The 18,297-nt window shown below is 55.2% G+C and carries 18 protein-coding genes; 4 read left to right on the plus strand and 14 right to left on the minus strand.

Annotation, left to right across the window (positions count from 1 at the left end; translation table 11 throughout):
* Positions 1-65: 65 nt before the first annotated feature.
* The 6 genes from U738_RS12855 to ltnD form a co-directional block, all read right to left on the minus strand.
* Positions 66-1,079, minus strand: a complete 1,014-nt coding sequence (locus U738_RS12855) for a TRAP transporter substrate-binding protein (RefSeq protein WP_035581119.1) — start codon at positions 1,077-1,079, stop codon at positions 66-68.
* Between the two features lie 104 nt (positions 1,080-1,183).
* Positions 1,184-2,146, minus strand: a complete 963-nt coding sequence (gene denD, locus U738_RS12860; protein ID WP_035581122.1) for a D-erythronate dehydrogenase — start codon at positions 2,144-2,146, stop codon at positions 1,184-1,186.
* A gap of 47 nt (positions 2,147-2,193) precedes the next feature.
* A complete protein-coding gene (gene otnI / locus U738_RS12865; RefSeq protein ID WP_035581125.1) occupies positions 2,194-2,991 on the minus strand; it encodes a 2-oxo-tetronate isomerase in 798 nt (265 codons plus the stop codon).
* 44 nt (positions 2,992-3,035) lie between these two features.
* Positions 3,036-3,695, minus strand: a complete 660-nt coding sequence (otnC, locus tag U738_RS12870) for a 3-oxo-tetronate 4-phosphate decarboxylase (protein ID WP_035581128.1) — start codon at positions 3,693-3,695, stop codon at positions 3,036-3,038.
* Positions 3,692-4,990 (minus strand): 3-oxo-tetronate kinase, encoded by a 1,299-nt coding sequence (gene otnK, locus U738_RS12875; protein ID WP_035581131.1) that lies wholly within the window; start codon positions 4,988-4,990, stop codon positions 3,692-3,694. Before otnK ends, otnC begins: the two co-directional genes overlap by 4 nt.
* Before the next feature lie 5 nt (positions 4,991-4,995).
* The gene (gene ltnD / locus U738_RS12880; protein WP_197671972.1) at positions 4,996-5,928 is read right to left on the minus strand and encodes an L-threonate dehydrogenase; all 933 of its coding nucleotides are present in this window, start codon (positions 5,926-5,928) and stop codon (positions 4,996-4,998) included.
* A gap of 168 nt (positions 5,929-6,096) precedes the next feature.
* Here ltnD and U738_RS12885 point away from each other — a divergent pair, with 168 nt between their 5' ends.
* Positions 6,097-7,131 (plus strand): LacI family DNA-binding transcriptional regulator, encoded by a 1,035-nt coding sequence (locus U738_RS12885; RefSeq protein WP_035581138.1) that lies wholly within the window; start codon positions 6,097-6,099, stop codon positions 7,129-7,131.
* A gap of 9 nt (positions 7,132-7,140) precedes the next feature.
* Here the strand turns inward: U738_RS12885 and U738_RS12890 are convergent, their stop codons facing one another.
* The 6 genes from U738_RS12890 to U738_RS12915 all read right to left on the minus strand — a co-directional run bounded on the left by U738_RS12890 (position 7,141) and on the right by U738_RS12915 (position 13,022).
* The gene (locus U738_RS12890) at positions 7,141-8,541 is read right to left on the minus strand and encodes an amidase (protein ID WP_035581140.1); all 1,401 of its coding nucleotides are present in this window, start codon (positions 8,539-8,541) and stop codon (positions 7,141-7,143) included.
* 25 nt (positions 8,542-8,566) lie between these two features.
* Complete coding sequence (locus tag U738_RS12895; RefSeq protein ID WP_035581142.1) at positions 8,567-9,034, minus strand: RidA family protein; 468 nt, start codon at positions 9,032-9,034, stop codon at positions 8,567-8,569.
* 40 nt (positions 9,035-9,074) lie between these two features.
* Complete coding sequence (locus U738_RS12900) at positions 9,075-10,349, minus strand: TRAP transporter large permease (RefSeq protein WP_035581144.1); 1,275 nt, start codon at positions 10,347-10,349, stop codon at positions 9,075-9,077.
* A 15-nt stretch (positions 10,350-10,364) separates the two neighbouring features.
* A complete protein-coding gene (locus U738_RS12905; RefSeq protein ID WP_035581146.1) occupies positions 10,365-10,886 on the minus strand; it encodes a TRAP transporter small permease in 522 nt (173 codons plus the stop codon).
* Positions 10,887-10,945: 59 nt separating this feature from the next.
* Positions 10,946-11,947, minus strand: a complete 1,002-nt coding sequence (locus U738_RS12910) for a TRAP transporter substrate-binding protein (RefSeq protein ID WP_035581149.1) — start codon at positions 11,945-11,947, stop codon at positions 10,946-10,948.
* 79 nt (positions 11,948-12,026) lie between these two features.
* On the minus strand, positions 12,027-13,022 hold the full coding sequence (locus tag U738_RS12915) for an asparaginase (RefSeq protein ID WP_035581152.1): 996 nt from the start codon (positions 13,020-13,022) through the stop codon (positions 12,027-12,029).
* A 217-nt stretch (positions 13,023-13,239) separates the two neighbouring features.
* Here U738_RS12915 and U738_RS12920 point away from each other — a divergent pair, with 217 nt between their 5' ends.
* Entirely contained in the window at positions 13,240-13,998 is a 759-nt protein-coding gene (locus tag U738_RS12920) for a FadR/GntR family transcriptional regulator (protein WP_035581154.1), read from the plus strand.
* On the opposite strand, the gene U738_RS12925 is transcribed toward U738_RS12920, so the two are convergent.
* On the minus strand, positions 13,995-14,900 hold the full coding sequence (locus U738_RS12925) for a LysR family transcriptional regulator (protein ID WP_035581156.1): 906 nt from the start codon (positions 14,898-14,900) through the stop codon (positions 13,995-13,997). The two genes, U738_RS12920 and U738_RS12925, sit on opposite strands and share 4 nt — an antisense overlap.
* 110 nt (positions 14,901-15,010) lie before the next feature.
* On the opposite strand from U738_RS12925, the gene U738_RS12930 reads away from it, so the two are divergent.
* Both U738_RS12930 and U738_RS12935 read left to right on the plus strand, forming a co-directional pair.
* Complete coding sequence (locus tag U738_RS12930; RefSeq protein ID WP_035581158.1) at positions 15,011-15,649, plus strand: NAD(P)-dependent oxidoreductase; 639 nt, start codon at positions 15,011-15,013, stop codon at positions 15,647-15,649.
* A 378-nt stretch (positions 15,650-16,027) separates the two neighbouring features.
* Positions 16,028-16,873, plus strand: a complete 846-nt coding sequence (locus U738_RS12935) for an alpha/beta fold hydrolase (RefSeq protein ID WP_035581160.1) — start codon at positions 16,028-16,030, stop codon at positions 16,871-16,873.
* Between the two features lie 122 nt (positions 16,874-16,995).
* Here the strand turns inward: U738_RS12935 and U738_RS12940 are convergent, their stop codons facing one another.
* Complete coding sequence (locus U738_RS12940) at positions 16,996-18,291, minus strand: amidohydrolase (protein WP_035581163.1); 1,296 nt, start codon at positions 18,289-18,291, stop codon at positions 16,996-16,998.
* Positions 18,292-18,297 lie beyond the last annotated feature (6 nt).

The raw sequence follows: 18,297 nt of genomic DNA on the forward strand, positions 1-18,297 counted from the left end.
ACCATGCCAAAGCGACCTCCGGCAGTACCGGAGGCCGAGGTGGAAGAAGCGCTCGACAGCGTTACTTAGCAGCTGCTGGCTTGTTCCTGAACACGTTCCAGCATTTCGGTGCCGTACTCAGAGGTAAATATCTCGTAGGCGGGCTTTACCGCTTCCTGGAAGGGAGCAACGTCGATATCGGTTTTAACCGTCATGCCGTTCTCTTCCAATAGCGCCACACCTTCACGCTCTAGACGCGAAACCTCTTCACGGGTCGCCTCGGCAGAAGCTGCTGCGGCTTGCATAAACCAATCACGCTCCTCCTCACTTAAGCCGTCCAGCAGGATGGGCGAACCCAGTACAATGGCTGGAGAATAGACGTGCCCGGTTAGAGAAAGGTAGTCCTGCACTTCCCAGAAGTTGGTGGCGACGATAACGGTGATCGGGTTCTCCTGACCATCGACTGTCCCCTGCTGAAGTGCGGTAAACAGTTCTGGGAACGCCATCGGCGTTGGGCGAGCGCCCATCTGGCGGAATGCCTCCTGATGCACCGCGTTCTCCATAGTACGTACACGCAAGCCCTCAGCGTCTGCTGGTGTGGCGATCTCACGCTGACTGTTGGTCAGGTGGCGAAAGCCGTTTTCAGACCACGCCAAGCCAACCAAGTCGTGCTCTCCCATTTTTTCCAGTAATTCATCGCCAAGCTCACTGTCGAGCACGCAACGCGCTTGGTCGTAGTTTTCAAACAGGAAAGGCAGGTCGAGCACATAACTTTCAGGGACAAAGTTACCCAGTGGGCCGGTCGAGGTAATCACCACATCGACGGTGCCAATCTGCAAGCCTTCGATCATCTCCCGTTCGCCGCCGAGTGACCCCGAGGTGTGCTCGGTCACCGTGAACTCACCGTCGGATAAGCGCTCCAGCGTTTCTTTAAACGCATCGGCGCCCACCGAGTAATGAGACGTAGAGGAGAGCGTGTGGCCCAGGTTAACTTCCGTCGCGGCATGGGCTTGAAGTGCAATACCCGCTGTAGCGATACCGCTAATCGCTGCTACCAGAATATGGCGTTTAAGTGTGGGTGTAACGTGCTGCTTCGTCATTGTAGTGCCCTCTTTGTGTTGTTGTGAGGGTGATTATTGGAGCAACTTCCCCGACTAAGGGAGTCGCCCAGGCAGTTGCCTACCGCGAACGGCAGGACGGGAACTCATGACGCTTCAGAAACGAAGGCATCGATAATCTGTTTAAAGTTGTCATCGCCCACAAAACCCAGCTGTTTGGCTTTTGCTGTGTCAAAGCGCGCAGGCCAGCTCGACACAATGGATTCAATGCGGGGATCGGGATCGTGGTGTACCAACGAAAGTGCATTCTCACCAGCCTCATCGCGGAGAGCTTCCAGCATTTCAGCGACCGTGACGGTAATACCCGGCAGCATAAAGGCTCGAAAAGGCCCCAGCGCCTCGCTCGCCACTTCGGCTCCATGGATGAGTGCATCTACCACTTTGCCGGGCGACATCACAAACATCGGTAGCTCAACAGGCACTGGACAAATGGCCTCTTCACCGTTTAAGGGTTCTCGCAGGATACTAGAGGCAAAGCTGGAGGCAGCGGCGTTAGGCCGGCCAGGGCGAATCACAATCGTCGGCAGTCGCAGTACTAGGCCATCGATAATCCCTCGGCGGCTGTAATCATTGATTAACAGCTCGCACATGGCTTTTTGTGTACCGTAGGAGTTCTGCGGGTGAAGCGCCGTCATATCATCCAGCTCGTCCGGCAGCGCACCACCATAAGCCGCTACAGAGCTGGCCATAATCAGTCGAGTGTGGGTTAGCGCCTGGGCTCGGCAGCCTTCCAGCAGTGCTCGTGTTGCGTCGAAATTAACCCGCATGCCAAGTTCTAAATCGGCTTCTGCGGCGGAGCTGACCACCGCGGCCAAGTGATAGATAACGTCGGGGCGCTGCGTTAAAACGCTATCCAGCGCGCCGGGAGCGGTAATATCCAGCGCCATTGAGGTGGCAGCCACATTTCCGACGTTAGGCAGTGGCGCCTTGGTCTGATCTAGTAGCATTAGCTGCGTAATCGGCTGTCCGCGAAGTTCTCCTCTGGCAAGTAGTTGTTGCACTAAGCGCTGGCCAAGAAAGCCTGCTGCACCGGTAATGACAATATGCATCGTTTGCTCCTATGCGCTGTTGTTATTGTTTATTCAGTTGGGGCTGCTCACTGAGTGGTTAATCCCCAGGCTGCACCCCACCCTAGCCCCGCACGGGTTTCTGCCTTGGGCCGGTACTCGCAGCCGATCCAACCGGTGTAGCCCAACGCACTTAAGCGTTCAAAAATGCCGGGGTAGTGCACTTCACCAACGTTAGGTTCGTGACGTTCGGGGACACCCGCGACTTGAATATGACCGATGGCCCTGAACTGACGTTGAAGGTGGCAAATCAAGTCACCGTCCATAATTTGGCAGTGGTAAAGATCAAACTGGAGCTTTAGGTTTTCCGCCCCAACCTCTTCCAGCACCGCCATGGCTTGCGCTTGGTGCGAGAGGAAAAAGCCCGGCATATCGCGGGTATTGATCGGCTCGATAAGAATATCGCGGCCGACTTTGGCCGCCTCATCCGCCGCAAAACGCAGATTGCGAAGATAGGTCGCATGGTGCTCAGCCTGAGCGGTGGCATCGGCGCCTTCCGGGAGCAGCCCAGCCATGGCATGTACTCGAGGGCAGTTGAGCGCCTCGGCATAGCGCAGGGCCTCTACCACTGAGTCGCGAAACTCACCTTCGCGCCCCGGCAAGCTCGCCAAGCCTCGCTCACCTGCTTCCCAATCGCCTGGAGGCAGGTTAAACAGCACCTGCTCCAACTGCGATTCTTGCAGTGCTTGGCGCAGCTCTTGCGGGGAAAACGCATAAGGAAACAGATACTCAACGCCTTTAAAGCCTGCCTTCGCCGCCGCGGCAAAGCGGTCTATAAAGGGGTGCTCGTTAAACAGCATGCTGAGGTTGGCGGCTAATCGAATCATCGTGGGGCTCTTGTTGTTAAGTGCTTTTTTTAAATGAAATAATATTAATTTCGTGGAAAGCGTGCTTCCAGCTCCGCCACCTGCTCTGGTGTTAGACCCCGCGGATTTTCGCCACGCAGCAGCAGGTAGAGCTTGGCGGTTTCTTCTAGCTCCTCGGTGGCATACACCGCCGCTTCGAGGTTTTTACCCGCCACCACCGGGCCGTGGTTGGCCAACAGCACCGCGCTGTGCTTACCCGCTAGGCCTCGCACCGCATCGCCTAGCTTGGGGTCGCCCGGCATGTGATAGGGAATAAGCGGCAGTTTGCCCACCCGCATCACGTAGTACGCGGTCAGCGGCGGAATACAGTCGCAGGGATCACCCCCTGGCAAACAGGACACCGCCACTGAGTGGGTAGAGTGCAGGTGCACGATGGCCCCAGACTGTGGGCGCTCGTCGTACATCGCCATATGCAGGAACTGCTCTTTGGTAGGCGCATCGCCGCTTAGCAGTTGGCCACTTTGATCCAGGTGGGAGATGCGGGCTGGATCCAGCCGCCCCAAGCAGGCGTTGGTTGGCGTCATCAGCCAGCCGCCATCTTCCAAGCGAACGCTGATGTTGCCACTGGAGCCCATGGTTAGGCCGCGGTCAAACAGAGACTTGCCGAGCGTGCTGATCTGCTCCCGCAGGCTGTTCTGGTGATGATGACGAAGTTGAACGCTCATGCCAGCACCTCAAACGCGCGGGTAAAGAAATCAACGCCACCAAAGTTGCCGGACTTCAGAGCCAGCGATAACGGTGCTTCACGGTTCGGCAATGGGGCTTGGGTCCAGGGCACGCCAGGGTCTATCTGCTCGCCAATGCGCAGCCTGGTAATACCTAATGCCGAAACCACCGCGCCAGAGGTTTCACCCCCGGCGACCAGCAACCGACCCACACCTTCGTTGACCAGCGTGACCGCCAGTTGGCTCAGCGCTTCTTCTACGAGATAACCTGCCCTCTTCACGCCGAGTGAGGCTTGCGCGGTTTTAACCTTATCTGGATCAGCGGAGGCGTACATCAATACCGGTTCGTTGTTTGATAGCCGCTGCTGAGCAAAGTTTAGCGCCTGCTGTTGCTCCTGTTCGCCTTCCGCTAACGCCAAGGGATCAAGGGCAAAGCCACCGTCAGGGTGCTTTGCCAGAAAATCCGCCACCTGGGCGAGCGTTGTCCGTGAGCAACTACCAGATAGCACCAGCGCACCACCGAAAGCCGGTAATAAACGACCCGGCTCAGAGATGGTGTCTAACCAGCCCTGTGCTCGGTACTGAGCGGGCAATGCCTGTCCCAGACCCGAGCCACCGGTGACCAAGGGCATCAGCACCGTAGCTTGAGCCAATACGTCTAAATCCTGTTCGTCTAAAGAGTCGCAGATCACATGGCGAGTGCCTTGCTCAGCCAGCGCTGACAAGTGCGCCCGGGTCACATCTGCCCCTTGAGTCAACACCGCACGGTTGGCCAACCCCACCGAGTGGGGTGTCTGGCGAGCCAGCACACGAACTAAGTCTGCGTCCTGCATGGGGTTTAGCGGGTGGTGCTGCATGCCGCTATCATTAAGTAAGCGATCCCCCACAAACAGATGGCCCTGGTAGACCATGCGACCATTAATCGGAAAAGCGGGTACCATCACGGTTTGATTAGCGCCAAGGGCTTCCAATAGAGCATCGGCCACTGGGCCAATATTGCCCTGATCGGTAGAGTCAAAGGTGGAGCAGTACTTAAAGAACAGCTGACGGGCGCCTTGTTGACGAAGCCACTCAAGCGCGGCGAGGGAGTCCGCTACGGCCTTATCCGCCGGACAGGAGCGGGATTTAAGCGCTACGACCACTGCATCGATATTGTTGAGGTCGACCTCTTCCGAGGGTACGCCAATCACCTGTAGACAGCGCATGCCGCCGCGCACCAAGTTATTGGCGAGATCGGTGGCCCCCGTGAAGTCGTCGGCAATGGCGCCTAAGACGATGTTCGCTCCCATATCCATGCTTATCAGGCTCCCTCGGCATCGTTGGCAGCTTCGGGCAGAGTGATACCAGATAGCCGCTGGTAGACTTTGATCACAGCCGAATCATCTTCGCGGCCAAGGCCTGCCCCGCTAGCGGCGGTAAATTGCTGCAGAGCGCTCGAAGCAACGGGCGTTGCCAGCGCCAGTTCGCGGCCGGTTTGATGCACGATATTGAGATCTTTGACGAAGATATCCACCGCCGAAAGCGGTGTGTAGTCGCCACTCAGGATATGCGGCACGCGATTTTCGAACATCCAGGAGTTACCTGCCGAGTGAGTAATCACTTCATATATCACCTCGGGGTCGAGCCCCATGCGAATGCCCAGCGCCATGGCTTCAGCTGCGGTGGCGATATGTACCCCTGCCAGCAGTTGATTGACCAACTTCATACTGGAACCAACGCCAGGAACATCACCAAGTCGATAGACCTTAGCGGCCATAGCATCGAGTACCGGCTGGGCGTAGCTGAACGCTTCAGGCGTACCCGAGGCCATCACCGATAGTTCGCCACTTTTCGCTTTAGCAGCACCGCCACTAATCGGCGCATCGAGCAACATCAACCCTTCGGCAGTCAAGCGGTCGCCAAGCTGTTTAGCGTGACTAGGCGCGACCGTCGCGCACTGCATAATCAGGCTGCCCGGCGCCAACTGGCCCGCCACTCCCTGCACCCCGAACAGCACTTCATCAACCTGGGCGCCGTTAACCACCACCACCAGCAAAATATGGCAGTGAGCGAGTTCTGCTGGGGTGGCAACGCTCTTGCCCCCTGCCGCCACAAAGGCTTGGCGCGCTTCTGCAGAAATATCGCAGCCCGTTACGGCCAGTCCTTGTTGAAGCAAGGCGGTTGCGGTGCCCATGCCCATAGCACCGAGTCCAATAACGCCTACTTGAAGTGATGGTTTATCGTGTTGACTCACCTGCCGACACCTCATTGTTGAGTTTCTTGTTGTGTTTGCTGCCATCGTCGCGGCGCTTTCAAAAAGAAGCTTTTAAAAGAAAATGGTAGCGCTGTCATGATAGCGCTACCATTCGTTTTAGATTATTGTTTGCGTTACGACAAGCTGAAAATCAGGGACGTACGACCAATGTCTAAAGACTCACCCAACGCCGCTAGACAGCGCCGCAGCTCCGATCAGGTCACGCTTAGCCAAGTCGCGCAGATGGCGGGAGTCTCTCCCATTACGGCATCGCGGGCGCTAAACCACCCGGATAAGGTCAGCGACAGCGCACGTCTCAGTGTTTTGCAAGCAGTAGAAACGTTAGGCTACGTACCCAATCTAGTCGCAGGCAGTCTGGCCTCTGCTCGCTCACGGCTGATTGCGGTCATTGTGCCGTCGCTCATCAATAGCGTGTTTGTGGAAGTCATCAAAGGCCTGCAGGAAACGCTGGAAGCTGAGGGCTATCAGATACTGCTGGGTAATACCGACTACGACTTGGATCGCGAGTATCAGTTGGTGCGTACGTTTTTAGGTTGGTCATGCTCGGCACTGGTCACCGCTGGGCTGCGCCATAACAAGGCCTGCCATACGCTGCTGGCCAACTGGGATCACCCCATTATGGAGGTGATGGAATTGGGCAAAGGCATGGATCTCAACGTTGGGCTGGATCACGTGGCAGCAGGCCGCTGTATGGTCAATCACCTTATCGATCAAGGCTACCGTCATATTGTTTACGTGGGCGCGCGGCTTGCCCACGATTATCGCGCGGGCATGCGCTATGAAGGGCATAAGGAGGTGCTGCAGGCCAACGGGATAGAAGCACCCTTAGTTGAGCTGGATACTCTGGGCAGCCTGCAGGCAGGCGCAGAAGGACTGGCCCAGGTATTGGCGAGCTACCCACACACCCAAGCCATTCATTTTGCTAACGATGACTTAGCTGCAGGTGCCCTGCTGGCTGCACAACGTCAAGGTCTCAAGGTGCCGGAAGATATTGCCATCGCCGGGTTTAACGGCCTGCCCCTTGGTCAACACGTGACGCCTCAGCTCACTACTATTCTCTCTCCCAGAGAGGAGATGGGCCGCTTAGCTGCCAAAGAGCTCATTCGGCGGCTAGGCGGCAAGAATGTCTACCGTCGGCAGCACGATGTAGGCTTTACACTCCAGACTGGCGGCAGCACATAGGCTTTCAGATTAGATCGCTGGCGGCTGACCAAGAATCTCCAGCCCTGTGCCTAACTCATTTTCAATCGCCTGACCAACTGCTAATAGTTTGGCGTCCTGCCAGGGGCCGCCTAGTACCTGCAGACCAACGGGCATGCCCACAGCGTCTATCCCTACCGGCAGCGTTAGCGCACATAAACCAAGGAAGTTAGGGATTACGGTGTTACGCAGGGCGTGCATATTGGCTTTGGGATAGGCACCTTCCGGTGCAAGGCTCTCGATAGTCGGCGGCGTAATCGCCACCGTAGGGGTAAGCACCGCATCCACATCCGCCATGCGAGCGGCGGCCGATCGATAGAGCGAATCCAGCACTGTGCGACGACGCACATACTCCCAGGCGGGCATATCGTCAGCCGCTTTGACCCGGGCCGCGACGTTAGGGTCGAGGGAATCGATCATCTCAGGCAGTTCGGTTTTTAGAAACGCCGCCAACTCCGGCGCGGCCACGCCGCCCAGCTTGAACAACTCATACGCCTCGTCGATACCCGGTAGCTCCAGAGTGACAATGCGTGCTCCAGCGGCTTCCAGCTTTTTAATAGCCGCGCGTACTGTTTCGGCAATACCTGGGCTGCAATCGTCCCAGAAAAACGTTTCTGGTACGCCAAAGGTTAGATCAGCAAGGCACGGCGTTGCCGGAACCTGCTCTTCTCTACCGCTTAGCTGGCTATCCAGCGCATCAAACGCAAAGGCTATATCATCCACTCGCCGCGCCAGCAGCCCTGGCGTATCCAGCGTGGAGGAGAGCGGCACGATCTGCTCGGTTGACCAGCGCCCAGCAGTGGTTTTCAATCCCGCCACCCCGGTCATTGCGGCAGGAATACGCACCGAACCGGCGGTGTCGGTACCTAACGCCAAACTTGCCGTACCACCGACAAGTGAAACACCTGCCCCAGAACTGGAACCGCCAGGCGTGCGGTGCTGAGACGTATCCCAAGGGTTGCGCGGCGCTCCCCAGTGGGCGTTGGTACCCAGCCCGCCAAAGGCAAACTCAACGGAGTGGGTTTTACCCATCACGGAAGGTAATTGCTTTAGCAAAGCGCTCACTACCGGGCCGGGGCGCTCCCAGCACTTGGGCAGCCGTTGGGAAGAGCCCGCATAGGTGGGTAGCCCTGGCACGGCGTAGATATCTTTAATCGATACCGCCATGCCCATTAACGCCCCCGCATCGCCACCTTGGGCGAGTACAGCGTCGGCAGCTTTGGCCATCGCCAGGGCCTGTTCGCCGTTCCAGGTGAGGTAGGCGTGATCGTGTTGGCCGCGCTGCTGGTAAGCGGCGAGTGATGCCTCGGCAAGGGCTGTTGCGGTAAGAGTGCCTGCCCGCAGGCGTGCGCGCTGCTCACGTATCGGTAGAAATATAACTGAATCCTGCATGCTTCACTTACCTCCGAGGTAGTGCTTAACGCACTTCAAAAATCGCTTCGACTTCCACCGCTGCATTGCCGGGTAGAGTAGCCACTCCAATGGCGGTTCTAGCATGGCGCCCTGCGTCGCCAAACAGTGCGACAAATAGCTCTGACGCGCCGTTGATAACCAGCGGGACATCGTGAAAGCCCGGCGCCACATTGACGAAGCCGTTCATACGCACGCAGCGCACCACCCGTGAGAAGTCGCCATCAACAGCATCGCTCAATTCAGCCAAAAGGTTTAAAGCACACGCCTGGGCCGCCAGTTTCCCGGTTTCAAGATCGAACTCACCACCCACCTTGCCAGGATAGAGAACATCACCGCCACGTTCGCAAATCTGGCCCGCTAAAAACAATTGGTTGCCTAACCGGGACCAGGGCAGAAATAGGCCGCGCGGTGTTGGAATCGCCGGTAACGTAAGGCCCTGCTCCGACACTGCCTGTTCAATCGTTTTACTCATTGTTGGTTATCCTTATTGATTAGCACAATTACACTACTTGTTAGTAAATAAGCGAGGGAAGCCAAGTGCTGAGCCAGGGTATGTAGGTAATAATGATCAATGCGATTAGCATCAAAGCAATCAACGGCAAGCAGGCTTTAAACACTTCCTGCAGCGACATTTTGGATATCGCCATAGCGACGAATAGATTCAGCCCTACCGGCGGGGTAATCATGCCCACCGAGAAGTTGATCAGTGTGATAACGCCAAAATGCACCGGGTCTACGCCCACCTGGGCGGCAATAGGCTGAAGCAGCGGCGAGAGCACGATGATGGCCGAGGCGCTATCGAGAAAGAAACCGGCAATAATCATCACCACGTTAAACAGCGCCATGACCTGAAAGGGGTCGTCCGTCCACGACAGCACCTGCCCCGCCAGTTGGCTCGGCGTGCCGGTAATCGCCAGCAGCCATGAGAACGCCGAGGCGCCAGCGGTGATCAGCAACAGCGTGGCGGAAATCAGCCCTGAGCTTCTTAACGTCCCCGCTAGCGCTTTCAGGTTGATGGTGCGATACACCACCATGCCCACAAACAGGCCGTAGACGCAGGCCACCGCCGCCGACTCGGTCGGCGTAAATACGCCGCTGTAGATACCACCCAGCAGAATCACCGGCAGGCCAAGGCCCCAGGCGGCGTCTTTAAAGGCCACTAGAATTTGCCGTAGCGTTGGGAACGGTGAGCGCTCATAACCTTTGATGCTGCTGAAAACAATACAGTAGGCGATCAGTATAGAAGCGATGACGATGGCAGGCAGCAGCCCGGCCGCAAACAGTCGCCCGACAGAGGTGCCGGTCACCGAGCCGTAGATAATCAGCGCAATACTCGGTGGCACGATGGGGCCTAGCGTACCGGCGGTGGCAATCAAGCCAATCGCAAAGCGTTTATCGTAGCCAGCCGCCACCAGCGCCGGGAACATGATCGAACCAATCGCCACCACCGTGGCCGGGCTTGAGCCCGAAATGGCCCCAAAGAATAGGCACGAAAGCACCGTGGCCGCAGCTAAACCGCCGGGCACCCAACCGACCAATGCCTTGGCGAGATTGATCAGCCGGTCTGAAAGACCGCCAATGCGCATTAGCTCCGCCGCCAAAATAAAGAACGGAATCGCCATCAGCGAGAAATTATTCATGCCGGTAAACATGCGCATCGGCACAATCACCGGGTTGGTAGTGCCAAAGAATTCAATCGCTAGAAATACCGCCAATGCCAAAGAGGCAAAAATTGGCAGCCCCAACAATAGAACAGCAAAAAAGATCGGTAATAACGCAGTAATCATGGTCGCTCCCCAGAGTTAAATGAGCTTATCCGACTCAGCTACAAGCTCTTCGGAGAGACTCACCGGAGGCTTTTTCCAAACTTCATTGATTACCCATAGATAACGCAGAATCAGCAGCACCCCGGATATACCAATCGGCAGATAGAACCATGCCATTGGTAGTCGCAGCGCGGCCGTCAACTGGCCGCGATCAAGCGTGCTGAAATAGAGAACAAAGCCGTAATAGGTCATAAAGCCTGCGAACACGATGCCAATCAGCGCTGCGACAAGATGCAGCCAGCGATTAACGGCGGGCGAGGCAACCGCATTAAGGACATCCACCGAAATATGCGTGCCATGACGCACACCCATACTGGCGCCCACAAAACTCATACAGATAATGGAGTAGATAACGACTTCTTCGGCCCAAAACAGCGAACCGCTAAAGCCGTAGCGATAGACAACTTGGGTAAAGGTGAGGATGGTCGCAATCGACATGAAAACGACCATCGCCACACTTTCCAAGCGATCAAGACATTTATTGAGCGCTTCGAACATGAGAGATCCACACCCTTAAGTGGGTAAGAGGAAAGGGGCTAGATTTGCTAAACCTCTGCTCAGTACTCGATACCCACCGAGTCATAAACTTTATGTAGTAGCTCGGTGGTGACGATATCTTCATACTCTTCGTGCACCGGCATACTGGCTGCAATAAAGGCTTCACGCTGTTCTGGAGTGAGTTCGTTAATGGCAATTTCATCTTTAATATCTTCCATAATGGTCTCTTCGTCCTGCAGCGTTAGCGCACGAGACGTGTCTCGACCATTATCAAAGGCTTCCAGCATGACCGCTTGCAGGTCTTCCGGCAGCGAATCCCAGGAATCCTGATTAATCACCGCCGCATAGGCGTGGTAGGCGTGATTCGTCAGCGAGAGATAATCCTGAACCTCGTGGAAACGCATGGTGTAGATGTTGGCCAGTGGGTTTTCCTGCCCCGACACCACGCCCTGTTGCAAGCCGTTGTAAACCTCGGTGAAGGCCATTGCGGTGGCGTTAGCGCCCAGGTTTTCATAGGTGGAGATGATGATCGGCGCCTGCATGGTGCGCATACGGATACTGTCCATATCCTCGGGGGTTTCGATCGGACGATCGTTGTTGGTGATATGGCGGAAACCTGCACCCCAGAAGTTAACGCCGACCATGTTATGGCCATTCAGGGTATCGAGGATTTCGCGACCCACTTCACCATCCAGGGTTTCCACCATGGTGTCGTAATCGGCAATCAAGAACGGCAGATCCAAAATCTGCATGCGCGGCTCAAAGTTGCCCAGGGTGGCCGTGGGCGGGATACCGATATCGACCAGGCCCATCTGAATCTGCTCAATGATTTCAACATCGCCACCCACCTGGGCGGCTGGCAAGACATTGATCTCGATACGGCCGTCAGACTTCTCCTCTACCTCCTCTTTAAAGCGCAGCGCTGCTTGGCCATTCGGCGTTTCTTCGATCAACACGTGGGCAAAGCTGAAGGTATAGTCGGCCGCATGGAGTTGTGCCGCACTTAAAGAAGCGACAGCAATCGCCGCAGAGAGGGTAGCTTTTGTCAGCATTAGTTTCATGTCCAGCACCTTATTTAGTTATGTTGAATTGCTTTTTTAGTTTCCTGTTACTGCATATTGAGCAAGGTTGAGAGGCCGCTCACGCCATTAAGCGCTCCATCGCCTGACCCAGCGCATTGCGCGGAGTACTACTCAGCACCAAGGCAAGGGCAAGCCTTGCCTTACGTGCACTAATATCGTTAAGCGCGATCACCCCAGCCGACACTAAATCAGCCAGGCTGCCGCTAAATTCATAGCTGGTGTTGACCGGCCCTTGAGCACAGCTACTCACGACCACGACTGGCACGCCCGCGCCCACCAGCTCTCTTATTTCGTTCATCCAGCTAGGCGGCACATGCCCACGCCCTAAACCATCAATCACTACCGCTTTTGCCCCGCTTTCAACGCAGGCTCTCAACAGCGCCGGTGAGGCATCCAAATAGGCGGGCAGTAGATCCACTCTGGGTAGCGGGAAATCCCATTCCTCAACCGGGGGCTCGATGGCTATTGCCGGGTGATAAAGCTTGATCCGCTGCCCATCGATATAACCCAGTGCACCAGCGCCAGGGGCATCAAAACCGTTGAGCTGAAAGCTATTCACCTTGCGGGCATAGCGGGCTACAAACAGCGACTCGTTAAACGCCACGACACAGCCAAGCTGATTCAACTGAGGGCTTGCCGCCGCCACGATGGCATCGCAGATATTTTTAAACGCATCGGTGCCTAGCTGGTGAGGCGCCCGCTGGGAACCGGTGATGACACACGGTTTGTCAGCGGGCAGTGTGAGCGATAGAAAGTAAGCAGTCTCTTCTAAGGTATCGGTGCCGTGAGTGATCACCAGGCCGTCCACATCCGCTCGCGCCAATGCTATTCGTCCTTGGCGATGGAGCTCAGCAAGATCGGCGAGGGAGACGGCATTACTGGGTTTCTGCAGAATCGACATCACCTCTAACGTAACGTCGACGCCCTGGGGCAGCGCCACCCGATCAAGTAGCTGCTCCCCGCTTAATGCCCCTGACTGGCTACGCCCTGAATCACTGGGCTTGCTGGCAATAGTGCCGCCCGTGGTCAACACCACGATGTGCTTTTGGCTCATGCAGATTCTCTTGTTTTATGTCTAGCTAATACAAACACCAGACATCAGATGTCTGATTTCAGACTAGACTAAAGCACAAACCATTAGCAAGTCGGGCATATAAACCGAAACAAAATAAACAAATTACTTTTAAATATATGCCATCAGATGTCTTAAGCCGCTAGGCTTATGGCATTGATAGGATGCAAAAAACACCGATGAGCCACGCGAGGCCCCCATGAGTTTTAAACGCCAGCCCGAGATTACCTCGACCACTACAACGTCTTTTGGGGATTCGATGGAGCGCAGCTCCGTTGCGCTGCAACTGCTAGAGCGCATTAAAAGCGCCTTGATACGTGGAGACCTCAAACCAGGGGATTATCTACCTTCAGAAACTGAATTGACCCACAGTTTGGGGATTGGCAAATCGAGCGTGCGTGAAGCCATCAAAATGCTGCAAGCCATTGGCATTGTGGAAGTCAAACGCGGCCAGGGCACCATGATTCGCCGCGAACCAGGCACGCCACTCGTCGACCCGATGGCATTTGGAATGATCTTGGCGCGAGGCATGACGCGGGACGTGCTGGAGTTCCGCCTGATGTTTGAACCGGCGTATACCCTGCAAGCGATGGGTAGCGCGACAGCAGAGGATCATCAACGCATTCAGCAAAGTATCGACGCCATGGAAGAGGCGATCCGCTCAGGTGCACAAACCTCTCAGCACGATATCGCCTTCCATCGCGCCATTTTGCACAGTACCCATAACCCCATGACTATTCGCGTCGGTGAAACACTGCTGCAGCTCATTGAAGCAGCGTTGGAAACCTCCATGCGGTCATTACCGGAAACCGCACTCAAAGACCACAAAGCTATTTATACCGCTTTCAAAGCAGGCGATAGCGCAGGCGTTCAGGCGGCGATTGCCGTTAGTAGCGAAAGCTGGGAAACCAATCTTACCTATGGAGGCGACACCGAGCTGAGTGCAGCACCGCGTTAGGGCTCTCTTTGCAGCCATGCGTCAAAAAAGCTCATAAATGCGCGCGCTTTGGCGGTTACGTGCCGCCCTGGCGGGTAAACCGCATAAACACCGCCTTCCGGTAACGCCCACTCGCCCAATACGCGCACTAAACGTCCGGCGGCTATCTCAGGTGCCGCGGTAATATCCGGCAATACTGAGAGACCACCGCCAGCGACCATCAGCGCGACTAAACTCACCGTTGAGTTGGCTGCCAACCCCGCGCTCATTTGCACCTCACACTGCTCATCCCGGCGCTGAAAAGTCCAGGTTAGTGGCGCTCTTAACGGTGTAAAGGCGATCCATGCATGGCCTTCCAGCGCCTTGGGATGCACGGGCGTGCCGTGGCGTTTCAAGTAATCAGGCGCGGCCACCACCTGTTGCTGAAAAGCGCCTAGTCGACGAGCACGCAGCGTGGAGTCTTTTAACCAGCCTAAACGAAACGCTAAATCGATACCGTCCTGGACCATATCGCTTATCTGGTCGCCGCTACGTAGCTCTATATGCAGCGCCGGGTGCAAACGGCTAAACGCTACCACCGCTTCGCTCAACATCCCGGCGGCGTAATCTTCAGGGGCCGTGATACGCAACTCGCCGTGCAACTGTTGGGTGTCACTTACTGCGCTGGCAAGCACCCCCTGTAGGTCTGTTAACAGTGGATGGCATTGATGGTAGAGCGCCTCTCCTGCCTGGGTGAGCTGAACCCGCCGCGTGGTGCGGAGGAACAGCGTTACACCCAGGCGCGTTTCCAACTGGCGAATTTGCAGGCTTACCCGGGTTTTCGTGCAGCCTAGCCGCTCCGCCGCCTTGGTAAAGCTACCGGCTTCCACCAGGGCGACAAAGATCGGCAAACCGTTTAAATCGAACTCGCTGGCGGTGGTCATATAGCGCCCGATTGTTATGAAATCGACAACAGTAAATTACGTTCATCGCTATTTTTCAAATCAATAAAGCGTCCGACAATGCAGCCTCTACCCACTGAAGGAGTACTACGATGAAGATTGCACTGATTGGCGCTAGCGGATTTATCGGTTCCGCCCTATTAACCGAGGCGCTCTCCCGGGGCCATCATGTGACGGCGTTAGTGACTCGCCCTGAACGGGTGGCGCCGCAGGAAAATGTCGTTAGCGTTAAAAGCGATGTGTTAAACACCGATGCACTGGCCGAGCAGCTACGCGGTGTCGAGGCCGTTATCAGCGCCTTTAGCGGCCATGCCCAGGAGGATGTTTACGACTACTACCTCAAAGGCTTTAATTCGATTTTGGCCGCCACTCAACACGCCTCTGTTCCTAGGCTACTGATAGTGGGTGGCGCAGCAACGCTCGAGGTAGCACCGGGTAAGCTTTTGTTAGATGCACCGGGTTTTCCAGCAGAGTACCGAGCCACGGCGGAAGGGGCGCAAACAGCCCTTGAAACTCTGCGCGCACAAACGGCTCAAGCGTGGACATTTCTCTCCCCCGCTGCTGAGATTTTCCCCGGTGAACGCACGGGTAACTTCCGGCTGGGCACCGATACGCTACTCACTGATAGCGAAGGTAATAGCCGTATTTCCGTGCAGGATTACGCCATCGCCATGATCGATGAGCTGGAAAACTCACACCATATCAATCAGCGTTTCTGCGTTGCGTACTGAGCAAGTTCCCATAACCCCCTCACCAGAAATAGGTGAGGGGGTTATCTTTAATTCCCCGCAATACTCATCAGTCATATTTAACTACGCGAATTAATCCAAACACCACCCGACTACACATTAATTAACAACTGCGTATTAAAAAGTTACTTATAAGCAATTTCTTACATAAGTATAGCGAATCTCTTACAAATACTATCAGCAATATCCTACATACACAGCCGCCAATACCTTCAACAATCATGTAGACATAAATAAAGAAATACTAAAAAACTTGCACACTTGTGACAGCTAATGAACTTGATAGGTTCAGAATCGATTACTCAGACATGCACGCATTAGACTCGCATTAACTGACCCAATTACTGCAAGGAAAATATCATGAAAGCCAATACCGACCTCGTAAAGATAGGCAATCATTGCGTGCATGTAGAAACCTACCAACAGCCACAAAATACTGAAAGTATTATTATGGTCAACGGCGCGCTAGCCACCACAGCCTCTTTTACCAATTGTGTCAAATACTTGAATGACGGATTAAACGTTATCCTGTTTGATTTGCCTTTTGCTGGCCAGTCGAAACCGCATAACCCTGTGGGTGGTATCATTACCAAGGACGATGAAGTTAATATCCTCCTAGCCCTGATTGAACGTTACCAACCCACTTCGTTACTTTCCGTTTCTTGGGGAGGCTATGCCGCCATGATGGCATTGGCGCAATCCCCCACATCGATTAAAAGAGCGGTGCTAGCCTCATTTTCAACTCAGCTTAACGACGGCATGTTGCGCTATATCAATGGTGCTCGCCATTATATTCAAATTGGCGATGTCAAAACCGCTGCTAACCTGCTTAATGAAGAAGTAGGAAAATACTTACCCCGCTTATTAAAATATATCAATTACCGGCACCTCTCACGGTTAGATGATCAGGAACTTCAACAGGTTTGCTTTCATATCGAGCAAATACTTTCCATGAACGACACAGACTATGAGCAACTGCTGGGTAATATTGAGATACCAACGCTTTTCGTTAATGGCAAATTGGATGAATACACAACACCAGAAGACATTCTGATAGCCGACGACTATATGCCGAAGTGTGCATTCGAAGTCGTGCCCAATGCGGGGCATTTTCTTGACCTTGAGCATGCTGACGCAAGGCAGCGAATGGAAAAAATCCTGCGCGGCTTCTTGATTCCAGGCGAGCTTGAAAGACAGGTTGCCTAAGCCAAGAGGGGGGGCTGGCTATCACCGCTATTCAACAACACAGAGCCACCTCGCTAAGCGCCATAAACGCTTAGCGAGGTGTTTTGATATGGCTTTTAGCAAAAAATAACAACCGCATCCTCTCAAGGATTAAGGGCTACCTGCATCAACACACCGACTGCCAGTGGCATCACTGACTCGTCAAAGTCAAAGCAGTGATGGTGGTGACCAGCAGCAAGATCGGCGCCAAAGATCATATAGGTTGCCTGACCACCACGCTCCAGCACCCTGGCCATTAGCGAGGTGGCATCTTCTGAGCCCGCTGGCGTCATATCATGCCCTTCTAATTGGGTGATTCCAGGGTAATCGGTAAGACAAGAGACAACTTTTTCTACCAGGGCCGGGCTGGCGGCGCAGGCACTGGCAGCACCAACACGCTCGATCGAGACGCTAACGCCCTGCATGGTGGCAGCGCCTTTCAGCACTTCAAAAGCACGGCTTTCCACATAGCTGTTAATGTCCGCGGTGGCACCACGTGTTTCCAGCCTTAACAGCGCGCTATCAGCAATGATATTGCGCCCACTACCAGCATGCAGTTGACCAACATTGATCCGCGCAGCGCCTTGGCTATGGGGGGCAATAGCATGCAAACCAAGAGCAGCCTGGGCTGCCGCTAGCAAAGCATTTTGGCCCACCTCAGGCTGCCCGCCTGCATGGGCTGCTTTGCCTGAAAAGTACGCATCCAGTTTGGTGGTGGCCAGAAAGCCATCGGCGGCGCAGACCACATGGCCGCTGGCGTGGCCGAGCCCCAAGTGCGTCGCAACCAGCCTATCAACGTCATCCACCACACCCGCTTCGACCATGGATTGGGCGCCTCGAACGCCCTCTTCGGCGGGTTGAAAAATCAATTTTATTTTGCCACACAGCTGGCTGGAAAACTGGCACAGCAGTTCCGCCATCCCCAGCCCAATAGTGGCATGGCCATCATGACCGCAGGCATGCATAGAGCCTTGATTGAGCGAGTGAAAACCCTCCTGGTAAGGACGGTGATCATCTTCAGTGGACTCAACGATGGGTAATGCATCAAGATCGAAACGAAATGCCTGGGTCGGCCCTGGGCGATGGGTATCCAGTGTGCCCACCACGCCGGTAAAGCCTCCTTCCAAGGCAGGCAGCCAGCGCTCAACAGCACCCTGGGCGCGTGCACGCGCCAAGGCTTCGTCTAGCGTTTGCTTATCCGGCACGCCCATACGCGCGCACTCACTCACCACTGCTTGCCCCAGTTGAACGCTGAACCCCAGTTGGCTAAGCCGTTCAGCCACAAGGCTGGCGGTACGAAACTCCAGCCATCCCTGCTCGGGGTAGCGATGAAAGTCACGTCGCTGGGCAGAAAGCTGGGGGGCGATGGCGTTAGCGGCATCCACGATATTCGCGTTCATAAGCTG

The organism is Halomonas sp. TG39a (assembly GCF_000744395.1).
Taxonomy (GTDB): domain Bacteria; phylum Pseudomonadota; class Gammaproteobacteria; order Pseudomonadales; family Halomonadaceae; genus Vreelandella; species Vreelandella ventosae_B.

What these genes read in the sequence shown, in the direction of transcription:
- U738_RS12940 (WP_035581163.1), bottom strand. Translation starts at nt 18,291, where the DNA reads ATGAACGCGAATATCGTGGATGCCGCTAACGCCATCGCCCCCCAGCTT.
- otnC (WP_035581128.1), bottom strand. Translation starts at nt 3,695, where the DNA reads ATGAGCGTTCAACTTCGTCATCATCACCAGAACAGCCTGCGGGAGCAG.
- U738_RS12890 (WP_035581140.1), bottom strand. Translation starts at nt 8,541, where the DNA reads ATGCAGGATTCAGTTATATTTCTACCGATACGTGAGCAGCGCGCACGC.
- U738_RS12895 (WP_035581142.1), bottom strand. Translation starts at nt 9,034, where the DNA reads ATGAGTAAAACGATTGAACAGGCAGTGTCGGAGCAGGGCCTTACGTTA.
- otnK (WP_035581131.1), bottom strand. Translation starts at nt 4,990, where the DNA reads ATGGATATGGGAGCGAACATCGTCTTAGGCGCCATTGCCGACGACTTC.
- U738_RS12920 (WP_035581154.1), top strand. Translation starts at nt 13,240, where the DNA reads ATGAGTTTTAAACGCCAGCCCGAGATTACCTCGACCACTACAACGTCT.
- U738_RS12900 (WP_035581144.1), bottom strand. Translation starts at nt 10,349, where the DNA reads ATGATTACTGCGTTATTACCGATCTTTTTTGCTGTTCTATTGTTGGGG.
- U738_RS12935 (WP_035581160.1), top strand. Translation starts at nt 16,028, where the DNA reads ATGAAAGCCAATACCGACCTCGTAAAGATAGGCAATCATTGCGTGCAT.
- U738_RS12930 (WP_035581158.1), top strand. Translation starts at nt 15,011, where the DNA reads ATGAAGATTGCACTGATTGGCGCTAGCGGATTTATCGGTTCCGCCCTA.
- U738_RS12905 (WP_035581146.1), bottom strand. Translation starts at nt 10,886, where the DNA reads ATGTTCGAAGCGCTCAATAAATGTCTTGATCGCTTGGAAAGTGTGGCG.
- U738_RS12855 (WP_035581119.1), bottom strand. Translation starts at nt 1,079, where the DNA reads ATGACGAAGCAGCACGTTACACCCACACTTAAACGCCATATTCTGGTA.
- otnI (WP_035581125.1), bottom strand. Translation starts at nt 2,991, where the DNA reads ATGATTCGATTAGCCGCCAACCTCAGCATGCTGTTTAACGAGCACCCC.
- U738_RS12885 (WP_035581138.1), top strand. Translation starts at nt 6,097, where the DNA reads ATGTCTAAAGACTCACCCAACGCCGCTAGACAGCGCCGCAGCTCCGAT.
- denD (WP_035581122.1), bottom strand. Translation starts at nt 2,146, where the DNA reads ATGCATATTGTCATTACCGGTGCAGCAGGCTTTCTTGGCCAGCGCTTA.
- U738_RS12915 (WP_035581152.1), bottom strand. Translation starts at nt 13,022, where the DNA reads ATGAGCCAAAAGCACATCGTGGTGTTGACCACGGGCGGCACTATTGCC.
- U738_RS12925 (WP_035581156.1), bottom strand. Translation starts at nt 14,900, where the DNA reads ATGACCACCGCCAGCGAGTTCGATTTAAACGGTTTGCCGATCTTTGTC.
- U738_RS12910 (WP_035581149.1), bottom strand. Translation starts at nt 11,947, where the DNA reads ATGAAACTAATGCTGACAAAAGCTACCCTCTCTGCGGCGATTGCTGTC.